This window comes from Streptomyces sp. NBC_00654 (assembly GCF_026341775.1).
GTDB lineage: Bacteria > Actinomycetota > Actinomycetes > Streptomycetales > Streptomycetaceae > Streptomyces.
On record NZ_JAPEOB010000002.1, the window covers coordinates 2,553,177 to 2,569,532 of the forward strand.

The window sequence follows — 16,356 nt, forward strand, 5'->3', positions numbered from 1 at the left end:
GCGAGCTCCCGGGCTTCTGGGGCCTCCGGGAGCCGCCGGGGCCTCTGCGGCCTCCGGGCGGCTACCTGATGTGGCCGTCGCCCGTGACGATGTACTTCGTCGATGTCAGCTCCGGCAGCCCCATCGGGCCGCGGGCATGCAGCTTCTGCGTGGAGATCCCGATCTCGGCACCGAATCCGAACTGTCCGCCGTCCGTGAAGCGCGTGGACGCGTTCACCGCGACCGTCGTCGAGTCGACCAGTTGGGTGAAGCGGCGGGCCGCGGCCTGCGAGGTGGTCACGATCGCCTCGGTGTGACCCGAGGACCAGAGCCTGATGTGCGCCACGGCCGCGTCCAGCGAATCCACGACCGCTGCCGCGATGTCGTACGAGAGGTACTCGGTCTCCCAGTCCTCCGCCGTCGCCGCCACCACCGTTGCCTTGGAGCCCTCCGCGTGGGCGAGCACCCGCTCGTCCGCGTGCACGGTCACTCCCGCCCCGGCCAGCGCGTCCAGGGCGAGCGGCAGGAACTCGGCGGCGATGTCCTGGTGGACCAGCAGTGTCTCGGCCGAGTTGCAGACGCTGGGGCGCTGCGCCTTGGAGTTGACCAGGATGTCGACGGCCATGTCCAGGTCCGTCGAGGCGTCGACGTAGACGTGGCAGTTGCCGGTGCCGGTCTCGATGACCGGGACCGTGGACTCCTCGACGACCGTGCGGATCAGCGAGGCGCCCCCGCGCGGGATGAGGACGTCGACCAGGCCGCGGGCCCGCATCAGTTCGCGTACCGAGTCGCGGCTCTCCCCCGGCACCAGCTGCACCGCGTCGGCCGGGAGGCCCGAGCCGCCGACCGCGTCGCGCAGCACCCGTACGAGCGCGGTGTTGGAGGCGTACGCGGACGACGAACCGCGCAGCAGCACCGCGTTGCCGGACTTCAGGCACAGGGCCGCCGCGTCCACCGTCACATTGGGCCGGGCCTCGTAGATGATCCCGACCACGCCGAGCGGCACCCGGACCTGGCGCAGGTCGATGCCATTGGGCAGGGTCGAACCGCGCACCACCTCGCCCACGGGGTCGGGCAGCGCCACCACGTCCCGTACGTCGGCGGCGATGGCACGGATCCGCTCGGGCGTGAGGGTGAGCCGGTCGATGATTCCCTCGCTCGTCCCGGCCTCGCGGGCACGGGCGACATCCTCGGCGTTGGCCTCGACGATCTCACCCGTGCGCACCTCCAGCGCGTCCGCGATCGCCAGCAGCGCGTCGTCCTTGGCGGAGCGCGGAAGTGGCGCGATGTCGGCGGCCGCGGCGCGTGCCCGGTAGGCGGCCTGCGCGACCGGGGACATGTTGTCGTACGGCGAAAGCGTGGTCATGCCCGCAGAGTAGTGCGCCCACTGCGGGCATCCGTCACGTATCCCGTGATGCGAGACAACCGCCCCGAGGGGTGGTCCGGTCAGTACGGGTGCACCCCGACCGGGGCCGCGGGCGGCGGCCCGTAGCCCTCGGCGATGCGCTGGTGGTACGTCTCCCGGTCGATCACTTCCAGCCCGACGATCTCCCAGGGCGGCAGCTTGGCGCTGGAGCGGTGCTCGCCCCACAGCCGCAGGGCCACCGCCGCCGCGTCGTGCAGATCGCGGGCCTCTTCCCAGTAGCGGATCTCCGCGTGGTCGTTGGCGTAGCGGCTGGTCAGCAGGAAGGGATGGTCGTGCGCCAGCTGTTCCAGGCCACGTCTGACCTCCTTCAGCGGCGTCTCCGTGCCCGAGACGGAGAGCGTGATGTGCCACAGCTTCGACTGGGTGTGCTCCTCCTTCACCGTCACCGGTACCTGCTCGGCGGTGCGGTCGGCGGCCACGCTCCTGTCGAAGTCGGCCCCCGCTCCGACGCTGGTCAGGGCTCGGCTGCCCGTTCCGCGGGGCGGCGCCCCCGGGCGCGCTCGTCTCACCGGCGGCCTCCTGTGAATGTGTTGCCGTGCTGTACCCCTGGTGTCCCCGCTACAAAGTTGACCAGTCCGAGGCCTGGCTTGGGGCGGTTTTGGTGAAGGTCTCTGCCCCGAGGCTGGACTTTCAGCCGTTTCAGGGGGCGAGCCGGGGTTCGAGAACGACCAGATCGTCCCTGTGTACGACCTCGCGTTCGTAGGCGGGGCCCAGTTCCCTGGCCAGATCCCGGGTGGAGCGTCCGAGCAGTTGGGGGATTTCCTTGGCATCGAAATTGACGAGGCCGCGGGCGACGGGCCGGCCGCTCAGGTCGCGCAGCTCCACCGGGTCACCGGCGGTGAACTCGCCCTCCACGGCGGAGATTCCGGCGGGCAGCAGCGAGGTGCGGCGCTCGACGACGGCCCGTACGGCCCCGTCGTCGAGGGTCAGCGCACCCCGCGGGGTCGAGGCGTGGGCCAGCCAGAGCAGCCGGTCGGCGGAGCGGCGCCCGGTGGGGTGGAAGTACGTACCGGTGTCGCGGCCCGCCAGGGCGTCGGCGGCCCGGCTGGCGGAGGTGAGGACGACCGGGACGCCGGCGGCGGTGGCGATCCGGGCGGCCTCGACCTTGGTCACCATGCCGCCGGTGCCGACGCCCGCCTTTCCGGCGCTGCCGATCGTGACGCCCACCAGGTCCTCGGGGCCGCCGACCTCGGCGATCCGGGAGGTGCCCGGGGTGCTGGGGTCGCCGTCGTACAGGCCGTCCACGTCGGAGAGGAGGACCAGCAGGTCGGCGTGGACGAGATGGGCGACGAGCGCGGCGAGCCGGTCGTTGTCGCCGAAGCGGATCTCGTCGGTGGCCACCGTGTCGTTCTCGTTGACGACGGGGAGGGCGCCCATGTCCAGGAGCTGGTCGAGGGTGCGGTAGGCGTTGCGGTAGTGGGCACGGCGGCTGGTGTCGTCGGAGGTGAGGAGCACCTGGCCGACGCGTACGCCGTAGCGGGCGAACGAGGCGGTGTACCGGGCGACGAGCAGTCCCTGCCCCACGCTCGCGGCGGCCTGCTGGCGGGCCAGGTCCTTGGGCCTGCGGACCAGTCCGAGGGGGGCGAGTCCGGCGGCGATGGCACCGCTGGAGACGAGGACGATCTCCCGTTCGCCGCCGCTCCTGACCTTGGCCAGTACGTCGACGAGTGCGTCGACCCGGTCGGCGTCCAGTCCTCCGGCCGCCGTGGTGAGCGAGGAGGATCCGACCTTGACGACGATCCGGTGGGCTTCGGCCACTCCCGGCCTTGCAGCTGTCACGTGCTTCCTCGCTCTGGCTCGCCCGGTGGATCCTCGGACCGGCCGCGGCCGCCGTGACGCTGTGCCGGGGCCGCCCCCGGCACAGCACAGTACGCGAGGGGTGGCCCCCCGCGCCGCCCGTTCCGTCCGGTGGACAGGGACGGGCGGCGCGGGGGCAGGGGCCGGCGGCGCGAACCGGCCGGTCCGAGCCGGGTCAGCCGTCGTTGACGCTCAGCATGCGGTCGACGACCCGGGCCGCGGCCCGGCCGTCGGAGGGCTCGCAGAAGTCGACACGGAACTGCGCGTACTTCTCCTTGTACTCCTCCGTCACGGCGTCGATGTTCCGGATCGCGGAGACCAGGTCCTCGGAGGTCTTGATCAGCGGGCCCGGGGCGCGCGAGGTGAAGTCGAAGTAGAAGCCGCGCAGGGTGTCGCGGTAGTGCTCCAGGTCGTACGTGAAGAACAGCATCGGCCGCCCGGAGTGGGCGAAGTCGAACAGCACCGAGGAGTAGTCCGTGATCAGCACATCGGCGATCAGGTAGAGGTCGGCGATGTCCGGGTAGTACGTGACGTCCCAGACGAAGCCCTGTCCGGCGCCGGGGATGCTGTCGAGGACCTTGTGGTGCTTGCGGTACAGCAGCACATGGTCCTCGCCGAGCTCCCGCCGGGCCGCGTCGACGTCGATCTGGTTGTCCAGCTTGAAGCGGCGTCCGCCGTAGCGTTGGTCGTCGCGCCAGGTGGGGGCGTACAGGACGACCTTCTTGCCGGCGGGGATGCCGAGCTTCTCCCGTACCGCCGCCGCGCGCTTGACCCGGTCCGGGGCGTGGAAGACGTCGTTGCGCGGGTAGCCCGCCTCCAGGACCTCGCACTCCAGCCGGAAGGAGTTGGTCATGATCGGGGTGGTGAAGGAGTTGGGCGTGATGAACAGGCTGTACTGGCGGGAGCGCTGCGGCAGGCTCGCGATGTAGGCCAGGTTGGCCTTCGGGGTGCCGAGCAGGTCGGCGCCGATGCGCTTGAGCGGGGTGCCGTGCCAGGTCTGGACGACGACCTGGCCCTCGCGGCGGACGAACCACTCGCGGATGCCGCCGTTGGTGACGACGTAACGGCTGCGCGCCAGCGCCTCGTACCACTCCTTGCTGCCCCACTCCACGCCGCGTACGCCGGGCGGCAGGACGACCTGCTGGTCGTGGACCATCGCGATGTGCTCGACCTCGGTCCCCCGGCGCACCAGCTCCTCGTAGACGGCGCGGGGCGAGTCGGAGAACTGCTTGCCGCCGAAGCTGTTGTAGAGCACGGCCTCGCGCAGCGGCAGCTCGCGCTGCTCGGGGGTGTACACATCGCGCATCAGCCGCTGCCGGTAGGCGCCGCGGAGTTCGGGGGCGAGGACCGCGCCGGACTCCACGAAGATCCGGTCGAAGTCGAGCCGCTCCACGGTGTACGTGCGGTGCGCGCCGCTATGCGTCAGCGGCAGGGTGCCGACCAGGTCGGGGCGGATCGTGACGGGGATGTCGCGGGTGTGGTCCCACTCGGTGCGGGCCCGCAGGAAGGGCAGCCAGCGCCCGGCGCGCAGGGGCAGCGTGCCCTCGTACGCGGGCATGGTGTCCGGTGTGACGCGGGCGGTGAAGCGGCCGTCCGCGAACTCGGCCGCCAGCGGCCGGTCCTCGTTGCGGCCGGTGTGACGCAGGATCAGCTTCATCGCCCCGGCGGGGCCGGTGTAGGTGCCGGACAGCACCAGTTCGCCGCCGCTCGACCACTCGACGCCGTCGACGACGGGCTGGACGCACCGCAGCTGCGGGGTGAAGTTGCCCGCGCCGTCGGTGACGACGGCGAATTCGAGGCCGTCGGGCAGCGGGTGGACACCGGTGGCCGGCTTGCGGCCGATGGTGGCGCGGCGCGTGGTGCCGTCCGCGAACACGATCAGCGCGCGGTACTTCCTGGCGCGGCCGGGGGTGACCCCGTCCACCGGGAGGTCCGCGAAGGACAGCCGGGCGGTGTGGCGGAGCCAGCCGTCGGTACCGGTGGCGCCCTTCTCCAGCGGGAGGTCGGTCACATATCCGGTGGCCTCGTGGTCGATGCGCAGCGCGGTGGGCTTCTTGCCCGTGGCGCGGGAGCGCAGGGTCACGGTGAGGGTGTCGGCGTCCGCCTCCTGGGCCTCGACCTCGGCGGGCACGACGTCCACCGTGAGCTTGAGCCGGTTGCGGTCGAAGCCCGCGACGAGCCGTACGCCGTCGTCGAGCACATGGACCTGGCTGTGTCCGGCGGCGCCCGCGTTGTTCTTGGTCACGCTGCCGACGGACATGCCGCCGGGGCGCGGGATGCCGATGCCCAGGCGCCAGGTGCCCGGCTGCCACTGGCCGCGGGTGCGCAGGCGGGACGGGTCGATGCCGATCTCGAAGCCCGACCAGTCGTAGTTGTGCAGGGCGCCCTTGGCCTCGGCGGTGGCCTTGGGTTCCAGGACGGTGCGCACGCGCAGCGGCAGGGTGCTGCGGCTGCCCTGGCGGCGCAGGACGGCCACGCGGAGCGAGCGCCTGCCCGTCGCGGAGGGGACGTTGGGGATGTAGGCGTACCCGTGGACGACCAGCTTGCCGTCCTTCCAGGCCAGGTCCAGCAGCTTGCCGCGGACGGGGAGCTCGCTGCGGTTGAAGTTGCGCACCGTGGCGGGCAGCGAGGAGTTCTCCACACCGGGCAGTTCGATGCGGGCCCGGCGCAGGCCCCGTACCGAGAAGGCGCCGGGGTTCTCCCGCTCGTAGTGCAGCAGGCCCACGAGCTCGTCACCGCGCCCGCTGGCCGCCAGGTGCCACTTGACCCGGGCCATCGGCGAGAACTTCCGGACCAGCTTGGGGGCGGCCTGTGCCAGGAAGTCCTTGGCGGCGCTGTGGAATGCGGGGCGCTCCTCGACCGGGGTCTCCGGGAAGTACTTCATGAGCCGGCTGAGCTCTTCGGGAATCGCTTCGAGGGACGCCACGGCGGGAGGGCCTTTCCGGGGGGACGTGCAGAGATGAACCCCTGGAATACGGGGCGTAAATGAGACGCCTACAACGGTCTCATGGTTGCCCCACAGTATGACGTGACACCAGTCACAGGATCGACCCGCCCCCGGGTCCGTCCCGGCCCTGCCCCGGGGTCATTTCCGGGGGCCGTTCCGGGGGCCGCCCCGGCCCTGCCCCGAGGTCCGTTCCGGGGCCTGTTCCGGGCCTGTTCCGGGCCCGAACGGCCCCCCGGGCGCCGGGTGTCAGGCGCGGTGCGCCCGTGGTGCGCGCAGTGCCGCCAGCACCGTCCTGCGGGCCTTGCGGACCACCCGCCGGGCGAAGGACACGGAGGGCCGCCGCTCCGGCGCCTCGATCCGTCTGCCGCCGACCCATTCGGTCACGGTCACCTCGTAGGCCTCGTCGGGCAGTCCGGAACCGTCCCCGAAGTGCGGATACGCCAGGTACAGCCGGGCCGGGCCCGTCCTGCGCACGAGTTCCGGCTCCTCCTTGGCCCGCAGGAAGCGCAGGACGTCGAGCAGCAGGTCCAGCCTTCCGGTCGCCACGCAGACCAGCCGGAGCCGCTCCTGGGCCTTGAGGCGGCGCGCCAGACCGGGGGTCCAGTAGGCCTTCATCAGCGGGGCCGCGAGCGCCATCTTCTTCCGGTGGACCGCGTCCGACTGCTTCAGCATCTTCGGGCCGAACTGCGGCAGCAGTGTGATGACGAACGGGCGGACCATCAGGGCGTCGCGCCGGGGCCCGGCGGGCACATGGGCGGCGATGAGTCTCATGAGCGCCCTGGCCGAGTCGAAGCGCAGGACGTAGGTGCCGCTCTTGGTCACGTGCTTGCCGTCGTCACGGCCCACCAGGTAGTAGCAGGTGTAGTCGGCGACGACCGAGACACCGCTGCCCCGCAGGTACGCCTCCATGGTGAAGAGGGCGTCCTCGCCGGTCTTCAGCTCCTCGTCGAAGGTCATGCCGAGCCGGGTGAGGAGCTCACGCCGGAACAGCTTCTGGGCGCTCAGGGTGAACTTGATGTTGGAGGAGTACAGGTCGGCGTGCTCGACGGTCTCCTTCCACATCGACTTGGCCGCGCCCCGGTTGACGCCGACGACCTTGCCGAGGACCACGTCCGTACCGGCCCGGTCGCCCATCGCGACCATGCGCTCCAGGGCCTCCTCGCCGAAGTAGTCGTCGGCGTCGAGGAAGAAGACGTACCGGCCGCGGGCCAGCCCCAGGCCGACGTTACGGGGCCCGCTGGGCCCGCCGGAGTTCGGCTGCCGGACCACCCGCATGGGGATGTCCGTCCGGGCCGCGAACTCCTCCAGATACTCCCCCGTACCGTCCGTGGAACCGTCGTCGACGGCGACGATCTCCATGCGCCCGGCGCCGAGCGTCTGCGCTTCGACGGACTCCAGACAGCGGATCAGGTAGGGCATCGCTTCATAGGCACCGATGATCACGCTGACATCGGGCTCGCTGGTCCTGTTCGGCATTTCGGCCATGTGCACCTGTTGATTTGATCACGATATAGGCAAAATTGTCCGACTCTCGCACCTGATGTGCATGAATATGCCGAACGGCCCGTGCATCCCTCCAGGGGGAGAGATGCACGGGCCGTTGCCGGGGTTGCGTCGTTTTCGGCCGACACGGACAGTTTGGCCAGGTGTTGGTCAGGCGTTGGCCGGCTGTTCAACAGGGGTTGGCCCGCGGGCCGGGGAAGGCCTCGCTCAGCGGCCGGCCACCGCGTCCGCGTCCGCCGTGGTCCCGGCCTCGGCCAGAACCTCCGCCTCGCCGGTCCCGGCGCCGCTGGAGGCCGCCTCCCGGTCGGGCAGTGCCGCACTCTGCTCACCGAGGCGCTGCGCGACGCCCGCGTTGCGCGCCTCGGCCTTGGCGGCGAGGGCACGCACAGCGGCGTTGAACTGCTCCATGGAGGTCGGCTCGTCCGGACCCAGGAGGTAGCTCTTCAGCTCGCGGCGGGCTCCGGCCAGCGAGTCCGCCGCCGGGTCGGTGACCGCTGCCAGCAGTTCGCCGATCTCCTCGGCACCGTTGGAGAGGATCACGGCGGCCCGGACGGCGGTGTTCTGCCGCTTGAACTCCTCGGCACCGAGCTCGGCGGAGTCGGTGACCGCGTACGGCTTGCCGCTCGCGATGAAGTCGGAGACCACGCTGGAGATGTCCGACACCATCGCGTCGGACTCGTTGAAGCAGTCGTACAGCTTCGGCTGCGCGCCGGACACCGTCCGGTGCTCCCACCAGCCGAAGGAACGCCAGTAGGCGTCGTTCCACTCGGCCCGCAGGGCGGCCGTCTCGGCCTCACGGGCGGGGTCGGCGAGCGAGACCCGCGACTCCTCGGCGTCGTCGCCGCCGGAGCGGCCGGTCGCCGTCAGCGCGGCGAGACGGGCCTCGATCCGCGTCAGCTCGGCCTTGGCCGCGCTCTGCCCGGCGGCGGCCGAGGCCGCCTCCTTCGCCCAGCGGGGTTCGGCGGCGCGCTGGGCGGCGGCCTTCTCCAGCATGGCCTTGATCCGCGCGTCGACGGCCTTGGCCCTGGCGCTGCGGATGCCCGTGAAGGGGTGCGGCTTGTAGATGATCCGGACCGGCCGGTCGGCGGCCACCAGCCGCCGCACGATGTTCTCGCCGGCCAGCAGCAGAGAGGTGTTGCCCGGGTTGTCGTCCCAGCCCTCCCAGGTGGGGGCGTACAGCACGGTCGGGACGGGGTTCTTCGTCGTACCGGTCCAGCTCTTGATCGGCGCCAGCTGCGGGCGGCCGACCTCGACGATGTCCTCGTCGCGGATACCCACGTCGGCCAGGGCGTACCGGTCACGTCCGGCCCGGCCCGCGGTCCACACCTCGTCGTACACCTTGGAGTACGGGTTGACGCTGGCCAGCTTGTCGCTGTCGCCGTGCCCGATGAAGACGTGCTTCATGGTCGGGACCCGCAGCATGTGGATGTTCTTGCCGACATTGGCGGGGTAGAGGCAGACCCGGACGGTGGAGAGGTCCAGGTTCATCAGGTGGGTGCCCGCGGGCATGCAGATCACCGGTACGCCGGTCTCGGCCAGCTGCGGCACCAGGCTGCGCTCACGCATGATGATCAGCGGGCGTCCCTCGACCTGCGCCATCGTGTCGAGCCACATGTTGCCCTGGTACGCCGACTCGTTCGAGCCGGAGAAGTAGAGCACGACGCTGGGCTGGTACTCGCGCATCCAGGTGTCGACGGCCTTGAGCACGGCGGCGGCCGACGGGACCAGCCGGCCGCGGCGCAGGTACGGGACGAGCACCGCGTTGTACAGGACGGCCAGCACCAGGGTGATGCCGGCGCCGACGTAGCCGACGATGTCCCTGCCGGTCTCGGCGGCGATCAGTATGCCCGCCATGGCCGGGATGTCCAGGTGGAGCATCTTCTCGGCGGAACGGTGCAGCAGCGTGTTCGGCGGCGCGTCGGGGATGCGGACGGCGTGCAGGTCCACATTGCGGGTGACGACCGGCATGGTGCGGCGCAGCTTGATCAGTGTCGTCAGGGCGCCGTGCGGGGCCTGGAGTCCGTAGAAGACCAGGAAGCAGGCGACCGCCGTGTAGAACAGCGGCTCCTCCGCGAGGTCCAGCCGGGCCAGCAGCAGGATGAGCATCAGCTGGCGGAGCAGGAAGCGGATGGGCAGTCCGGCCCGCACCTTGCCGAGCCGGTTGACCAGATAGCTCCCCCGCTGATGCAGGTACCAGTCCGTGACGTACGTGACAGCGGTGGCCGCCGCGAAGAACCAGATGTTGGGGAGAAGGGCGGCGACCATGACGCAGGGATATCCCAGCCCCATCAACAATGCTGCCGCCAGTTCCGACCTGCTGCCCACACGGGCCAGGCGAATGGCTGTCGAGATCACGAAGAACCTGCTCCAGGGGGGTGCCGGTTAATTCACGTATAGAGGGAAATGTGAAGGTGCGGCTTCACGCACTCGGGCCTCTGCGGTCGCACAAAGCGATCACAGAGGCCCGAAAAATCACAATTGTCAAGAATTATTACACATCTTCTTGACGATCAAGCACCGAGGCCAGCGCCTGCTCGAACCCGGAGGATTCGGCGGCACCGCGCGTCGGGTCCTGCTGCCGTACGTCGATGACATGGCCGGTCAGCTCGGACAGGAGGACGTCCAGCGAGGTGCGCGCCACCGCCTCCGAGGAGAGCAGCGAGCCCGCGGGCTCCTGGCCGAACGCCTTGGTGCGCATCGGCGTCGCGGTCCGTTCCGGATTGACGCAGTTGACGCGGATGCCCTCGCCCGCCCACTCGTCGGCCAGCGCCTGGGTGAGGTTCACCATGGCGGCCTTGGTGGAGGAGTAGAGGCTGTACTCGGCGCGGCCCCGGGTGTAGCTGCTGGAGGTGTAGAGCAGCAACTGGCCCTGGGTCTCCGCCAGATACTTGTACGAGGCGCGGGCGATCTGGACGGGCGCCAGGTAGTTGACGTTCAGCGCTTCCTGGATCGTGGTGTTGTCGGTCTCGGCCAGCTTGCCGATGCGCAGCACGCCCGCGGTGTTGATGACGTAGTCGACGCGGCCGGTCTCGGCGTACGCCTTGGAGAGCGCGTCATCGACGTGTTCCGGGTTCTCGACGTGCGTACCGGTGGTGGAGCGGCCCAGCGCGTAGACCTTCGCGCCGTACTGCTCGGCCAGCGTGGCGATGTCGGCGCCGATGCCGTACGAGCCGCCGAAGACGACCAGGGTCTTGCCGGAGAGCAGCTCCCGGTAGGCGGCCTCGTCGGCCTGGCGCGGGGCGGCGGTGGAGGCCAGCTGGAAGAGCTTGTCGGTGATGAAGACGTCGACCGGCTGGGTCACCTTCATGTTGTACTCGTCGCCCGCGACCACGTAGATCGGTACGTCGGGGAGGTACTTGAGGACCACCGAACAGTCGTCGGTGGCCTGGAAGTTGGGGTCGCCCGCCGCGATCCGGTACGCCTTGCGGATCGTCGAGAGCTTGAAGGCCTGCGGGGTCTGCCCGCGGCGCAGCCGGGACCGGTCGGGGACGTCGGTGATGAACTCCCCGTCCTCGCCGTGGGTACGCGTCACGATGATCGTGTCGGCGGAGGGGATGGCGACATCGACGGCCTGGTAGCGGTCGAGCGCGTCGACACAGTCCTTGATGACGCGCTGTGACAGCAGTGGCCGGACCGCGTCGTGGAAGAGGACATTGCGGTCCTCGCCCTCGGCAAGGCCCTCGCCGAGGGCCGCGATGGCGCGCTCGGTGGTCTCGTTGCGGGTGGTGCCGCCCTCGATGATCCGGGTGACCTTGGTCAGTCCGGCCTTGGCGACGATCTTCTCGACGTCGGGCACGAACCCGGGCGCCATCAGCACGATCACATCGTCGATGCTGTCGGCGTTCTCGAAGATGGTCAGCGTGTGCTCGATGACTGCCTTGCCGGCGATCTTCAGCAGCTGCTTGGGGATCGACAGTCCCACGCGCTGACCGGTACCACCGGCGAGCACGACTGCTGTGGTCCGGGGCTTGGCTTCATGCGGCACAGACACAGACGACCTACCTTGCTATGACGGGGGAACAGTGTGATGGTCGCACTCTCCGTGACCGTCTCGCAAGGCGGACGTCGGTCGCCGCATGCCGTGCGGAAACCCGCAGTTCACTGCCTGGCCAGGGAGATTGGGTTCCGCCGGACCGGTACGCGGGGTGACCGAATCCACAGAGGTGTTGCGCAATCCGCACATCTACCGCACGGGCAACGGCCGTCACCAGGCATTTTTCCGGTGCGGTACGTCCCCGGGCGGGCAGCCGCGCGGGTCCGGCGGCGGCCGGACCGGCGGGCCCGGCACGCGTCACGCGCGGCGGGCCCGCCCGGAACGCGGACGCGGGCCGTCCTCTCCTTTAGAAGGGGTCGAACTCGTCGTATTCCTTCTGGGCGTCGTCCCGCTCGGCGGTGCGGTCCCGGCGGCGCTGCGCGGCGGGGCGCGGCTCCTCCAGGCGGTGGTCCTCGCCCCGGCGGCCCAGCATCTCGGCGCCGGCCGTCACGGTCGGCTCCCAGTCGAAGACGACCGCGTTCTCCTCGGGGCCGATGGCGACGCCGTCGCCGGCCCGGGCGCCCGCCTTCATCAGGGCGTCCTCGACACCGAGGCGGTTGAGCCGGTCCGCGAGGTAGCCGACGGCCTCGTCGTTGTTGAAGTCGGTCTGCCGCACCCAGCGCTCGGGCTTCTCGCCGCGCACGCGGTAGATGCCCTCGTCGTCCACGGCCACGGTGAAGCCCGCGTCGTCGACGGCCTTCGGGCGGATGACGACCCGGGTCGCCTCTTCCTTCGGCTTGGCGGCGCGCGCCTCGGCGATGATGCCCGCGAGCGCGTACGAGAGCTCCTTGAGGCCCTTGTGCGCGATGGCCGAGACCTCGAAGACGCGGTAACCGCGGTCCTCCAGCTCCGGGCGGATCATGTCGGCGAGGTCCTGGCCGTCGGGGATGTCGACCTTGTTCAGGACGATGACGCGCGGCCGGTCGTCGAGACCGCCGTACTGCCGCAGCTCCTCCTCGATGATGTCGAGGTCGGAGACGGGGTCGCGGTCCGACTCCAGCGTGGCGGTGTCCAGCACGTGCACCAGCACCGAGCAGCGCTCGACGTGGCGCAGGAACTCCAGGCCCAGCCCCTTGCCCTGGCTGGCTCCGGGGATGAGGCCGGGGACGTCCGCGATGGTGTAGACGGTCCCGCCGGCGGTCACCACTCCGAGGTTTGGCACGAGGGTGGTGAACGGGTAGTCCGCGATCTTCGGCTTCGCCGCGGAGAGCACGGAGATCAGCGAGGACTTGCCGGCGCTCGGGTAGCCGACGAGTGCGACGTCGGCGACGGTCTTGAGCTCCAGGACGATGTCCCGGTCCTCGCCCGGCTCACCGAGCAGCGCGAAGCCGGGCGCCTTGCGGCGGGCGGAGGCGAGCGCCGCGTTGCCGAGGCCGCCGCGGCCGCCCTGGCCGGCGACGAAGGTGGTGCCCTGGCCGACCAGGTCGGCGAGCACATTGCCCGCCTTGTCGAGGACGACGGTGCCGTCGGGCACGGGCAGGACCAGGTCCTGGCCGTCCTTGCCGGAACGGTTGTCGCCCGCACCGGGCTGGCCGTTGGTGGCCTTGCGGTGGGGGCTGTGGTGGTAGTCCAGCAGCGTGGTCACGGCCTGCTCGACGACGAGGATCACATCGCCGCCGCGCCCGCCGTTGCCCCCGTCGGGGCCGCCGAGCGGCTTGAACTTCTCACGGTGGACGGAGGCGCAGCCGTGGCCTCCGTTACCCGCGGCGGCATGCAGCTCGACGCGGTCCACGAAGGTGGTCATGGTTGGTGCCTCCAGGTACAGCGGAAAAATACGGAATTGTCTCTGTCGTAACACGCCGAGGGCGGACCCGCTTCCCCGTTTGCCGGGAAAGCTGAGATCCGCCCTCGGAAGGTGCTGTGTGTCGCTCCGCGTGCGCCGAAATGGATCAGGCGGCGAGCGGAACGATGTTCACGACCTTGCGGCCACGGTGCGTACCGAACTCCACCGCACCGGCGGTCAGCGCGAACAGCGTGTCGTCGCCGCCCCGGCCGACACCCGTGCCCGGGTGGAAGTGGGTGCCACGCTGGCGGACCAGGATCTCACCGGCGTTGACGGCCTGACCGCCGAAGCGCTTCACGCCGAGCCGCTGAGCATTGGAATCGCGCCCGTTCCGAGTGGAGGATGCGCCCTTCTTATGTGCCATGTCTCCTCAGTCCCTTACTTCGCAGCCGCGGGGATACCGGTGACCTTGATCGCCGTGTACTGCTGGCGGTGACCCTGGCGACGGCGGTAGCCGGTCTTGTTCTTGTAGCGAAGGATGTCGATCTTCGCGCCCTTGTGGTGGTCCACGATCTCGGCCTGGACCTTGATCCCGGCCAGGACCCACGGGTCGCTGGTGACGGCGTCGCCGTCGACCACGAGCAGCGTAGAGAGCTCTACGGTGTCGCCGACCTGGGCGGTGGGAATCTTGTCAACCTCAACGATGTCGCCGACAGCAACCTTGTGCTGGCGACCACCGCTGCGCACGATGGCGTACACGCGGATCTCTCTTTCGCTCGGAACGGATCCCCTGATGCCAGCCGCTCGCACGGGCCGGGGCCCGGGACGATCCGGAAGGATGAGCGGCCTCTCCCGTACGGAAGGCGCGAACGCCGACCGGGTCCGGAAGGGATGTGCTCAGGGGTAGGTGCGTACGGAAACACACCGAGGGTCAAGGTTACGGGGCGGGGTTCGGGGGGTCAAACCGGGCCCCGGCCGCCGGGGACCGGGTCGGCAGCGGCTCCGTACGCCGGGCGAGGGCGCCCTCGCCCACGGCCGCCGGGGCCCGGGATCGTAAGCTCTCCCAGCACACCAGCTCTCCGGAAGGCACACGCGCGTGAACTACAGGGTCCAGCCCACCGCCCAGGTCGACGAGACCGCCGAGATCGGCGACGGCAGCAGCGTCTGGGAGCTCGCCCAGATCCGTGAGCGGGCCCGCCTCGGCAAGGGCTGCGTCATCGGCCGGGGCGCCTACGTCGGCACCGGCGTGCGGATCGGCGACAACGTCAAGCTCCAGAACTACGCCCTGGTGTACGAGCCCGCCGAGCTCGGCGACGGCGTCTTCGTCGGCCCCGCCGTCGTCCTCACCAACGACCACAACCCGCGCTCCGTCGACCCCGAGGGCAACCAGAAGCGCGGCGGCGACTGGGAGGCCGTCGGTGTGAAGGTGGCCGAGGGCGCGTCGCTCGGCGCGCGCTCCGTCTGCGTGGCTCCGGTGCGGATCGGGCGCTGGGCGATGGTGGCGGCCGGCGCGGTGGTCACCAAGGACGTGGCGGACTTCGCCCTGGTGGTGGGCGTACCGGCGCGGCAGATCGGCTGGGTGGGCCGCAGCGGGGTGCGCCTGGTGGAGCGCGTCGGCGAGCCGGGCGTCTGGGAGTGCCCGCAGAGCGGTGCGGTGTACGAGGAGAAGGACGGGGTTCTCGGCGAGCGAGCCGCGTAACCGGTGCGAGGCGGGTCGCCTTTCGATCTCGATCCGACGTGTTCCACCTAGAAAGCGACACGTTCGGCCGAGGATGAGGCAGTGAACTCTCCTTCTCTGTCTGCCAAGACCGATGCTCACCCGCCGGACAAGGCGCGACCGGAGATTCCGGCCCCCGGTGCCGCCTCCGGTGACGGCGGCGGCACCCCCAGGACCCCGGCGCCACGGCTCTACGCGCTCGACGCGCTGCGGGTCGTGGCGGCGCTGGCCGTTCTCGCCTTCCACTTCGCGGGGATCGACAAGGCGACCGCGGTCAACTGGGGCGAGAGCCCCCGCGAGCTGTTCCCCTGGCTCTTCCCCTTCGCCAAGTACGGCTCCTACGGCGTCCAGCTCTTCTTCATCATCAGCGGCTTCGTGATCTGTCTGTCGGCCTGGGGCCGGACCCCGGGGCAGTTCGTCCGCGCCCGGTTCCTGCGGCTCTTTCCCGCCTACTGGTTCTCGGTGGTCGTCGCCCTCGCGCTGTACCGGCTGCTGCCGGACCCGGTCCGCGAGTCCCCCAGCTTCAGCGACGCCCTGACGAACCTGACGATGTTCCAGGTGCCCCTGAAGGCACAGCACATGGTCGGTGCCTACTGGACGCTCTGGCTGGAGCTCTGCTTCTACCTGGTCTTCCTGGTCGTGCTGATCAAGGAGATCGACTTCCAGCGCGTGTACATCTTCTGCTGGTCGTGGCTGATCCTGTCCGTGCTGCTCCAGCAGGGCCCCGCCGTACCGCTCCTCACCACGCTGGCCCCCGCGCTGAACACCTCGCTGTTCGTCGCCGGGATCACCATGTACCTGATGTACCGCTTCGGGCCCGGCCTTAAGCTGTGGCTGCTCCTCGGCATGAGCTGGCTGACCATGCAGAGCGACCTCGTGGAACACGGGGACCGGCTGCGGGACGACCTGGGGTTCGACCGCAGCCCGTATGTGGCCCTGGCCGTGGTGACGGTCTCCTATCTCCTGGTGCTCGCGGTGGCGCTGCACCGGCTCGACGGGGTGCGGTGGCGCTGGCTGGCCACGGCGGGGGCGCTGGTGTACCCGCTGTACCTGCTCCACGAGGAGCTGGGCTGGGCCCTGATCCGTACCCTCCACGGGCACCTGGGCGCATGGCCCACGCTGGCCGTCACCGTGCTGGTTCTGCTGGTGCTGTCCTGGCTGGTGCACCGCTGCGTGGAGCGGCCCTCGGTCCGCTGGCTGCGTACAAAGCTGTGACCCCGTGCGGACTGCG

The 16,356-nt window shown here is 70.4% G+C and carries 12 protein-coding genes; 2 read left to right on the forward strand and 10 right to left on the reverse strand.

Going from position 1 to position 16,356, the window contains the following annotated elements; translation table 11 throughout:
* Nucleotides 1-61: 61 nt before the first annotated feature.
* The 10 genes from OHA98_RS31675 to rplU form a co-directional block, all read right to left on the reverse strand.
* Nucleotides 62-1,345: a glutamate-5-semialdehyde dehydrogenase gene (locus tag OHA98_RS31675; protein WP_266930593.1), complete on the reverse strand. Its 1,284-nt coding sequence runs from the start codon at nucleotides 1,343-1,345 to the stop codon at nucleotides 62-64.
* Between the two features lie 80 nt (nucleotides 1,346-1,425).
* Complete coding sequence (locus tag OHA98_RS31680) at nucleotides 1,426-1,914, reverse strand: hypothetical protein (RefSeq protein ID WP_266930595.1); 489 nt, start codon at nucleotides 1,912-1,914, stop codon at nucleotides 1,426-1,428.
* Nucleotides 1,915-2,044: 130 nt separating this feature from the next.
* Nucleotides 2,045-3,163 carry a glutamate 5-kinase gene (proB, locus tag OHA98_RS31685; RefSeq protein ID WP_266931003.1) on the reverse strand — a complete coding sequence of 373 codons (1,119 nt, stop codon included), beginning with the start codon at nucleotides 3,161-3,163 and terminating at the stop codon, nucleotides 2,045-2,047.
* 214 nt (nucleotides 3,164-3,377) lie between these two features.
* Entirely contained in the window at nucleotides 3,378-6,128 is a 2,751-nt protein-coding gene (locus OHA98_RS31690; protein ID WP_266930596.1) for a CDP-glycerol glycerophosphotransferase family protein, read from the reverse strand.
* 267 nt (nucleotides 6,129-6,395) lie between these two features.
* On the reverse strand, nucleotides 6,396-7,634 hold the full coding sequence (locus OHA98_RS31695; protein WP_266930597.1) for a glycosyltransferase family 2 protein: 1,239 nt from the start codon (nucleotides 7,632-7,634) through the stop codon (nucleotides 6,396-6,398).
* A gap of 225 nt (nucleotides 7,635-7,859) precedes the next feature.
* On the reverse strand, nucleotides 7,860-9,917 hold the full coding sequence (locus OHA98_RS31700; protein ID WP_266930599.1) for a hypothetical protein: 2,058 nt from the start codon (nucleotides 9,915-9,917) through the stop codon (nucleotides 7,860-7,862).
* A gap of 226 nt (nucleotides 9,918-10,143) precedes the next feature.
* Nucleotides 10,144-11,643: a bifunctional cytidylyltransferase/SDR family oxidoreductase gene (locus OHA98_RS31705; RefSeq protein ID WP_266930600.1), complete on the reverse strand. Its 1,500-nt coding sequence runs from the start codon at nucleotides 11,641-11,643 to the stop codon at nucleotides 10,144-10,146.
* 349 nt (nucleotides 11,644-11,992) lie between these two features.
* Nucleotides 11,993-13,429: a GTPase ObgE gene (gene obgE / locus OHA98_RS31710; protein WP_266930601.1), complete on the reverse strand. Its 1,437-nt coding sequence runs from the start codon at nucleotides 13,427-13,429 to the stop codon at nucleotides 11,993-11,995.
* A 145-nt stretch (nucleotides 13,430-13,574) separates the two neighbouring features.
* Nucleotides 13,575-13,832 carry a 50S ribosomal protein L27 gene (gene rpmA / locus OHA98_RS31715; RefSeq protein WP_124268213.1) on the reverse strand — a complete coding sequence of 86 codons (258 nt, stop codon included), beginning with the start codon at nucleotides 13,830-13,832 and terminating at the stop codon, nucleotides 13,575-13,577.
* Nucleotides 13,833-13,846: 14 nt separating this feature from the next.
* Entirely contained in the window at nucleotides 13,847-14,167 is a 321-nt protein-coding gene (rplU, locus tag OHA98_RS31720) for a 50S ribosomal protein L21 (protein WP_073723125.1), read from the reverse strand.
* A gap of 337 nt (nucleotides 14,168-14,504) precedes the next feature.
* Between rplU and OHA98_RS31725 the strand changes: the two genes are divergently transcribed.
* Nucleotides 14,505-15,107 carry an acyltransferase gene (locus tag OHA98_RS31725; RefSeq protein WP_266930603.1) on the forward strand — a complete coding sequence of 201 codons (603 nt, stop codon included), beginning with the start codon at nucleotides 14,505-14,507 and terminating at the stop codon, nucleotides 15,105-15,107.
* A gap of 81 nt (nucleotides 15,108-15,188) precedes the next feature.
* The gene (locus OHA98_RS31730) at nucleotides 15,189-16,340 is read left to right on the forward strand and encodes an acyltransferase (RefSeq protein ID WP_266930605.1); all 1,152 of its coding nucleotides are present in this window, start codon (nucleotides 15,189-15,191) and stop codon (nucleotides 16,338-16,340) included.
* Nucleotides 16,341-16,356 lie beyond the last annotated feature (16 nt).

What these genes read in the sequence shown, in the direction of transcription:
- OHA98_RS31675 (WP_266930593.1), bottom strand. Translation starts at nt 1,345, where the DNA reads ATGACCACGCTTTCGCCGTACGACAACATGTCCCCGGTCGCGCAGGCC.
- OHA98_RS31695 (WP_266930597.1), bottom strand. Translation starts at nt 7,634, where the DNA reads ATGGCCGAAATGCCGAACAGGACCAGCGAGCCCGATGTCAGCGTGATC.
- OHA98_RS31700 (WP_266930599.1), bottom strand. Translation starts at nt 9,917, where the DNA reads ATGGTCGCCGCCCTTCTCCCCAACATCTGGTTCTTCGCGGCGGCCACC.
- obgE (WP_266930601.1), bottom strand. Translation starts at nt 13,429, where the DNA reads ATGACCACCTTCGTGGACCGCGTCGAGCTGCATGCCGCCGCGGGTAAC.
- rpmA (WP_124268213.1), bottom strand. Translation starts at nt 13,832, where the DNA reads ATGGCACATAAGAAGGGCGCATCCTCCACTCGGAACGGGCGCGATTCC.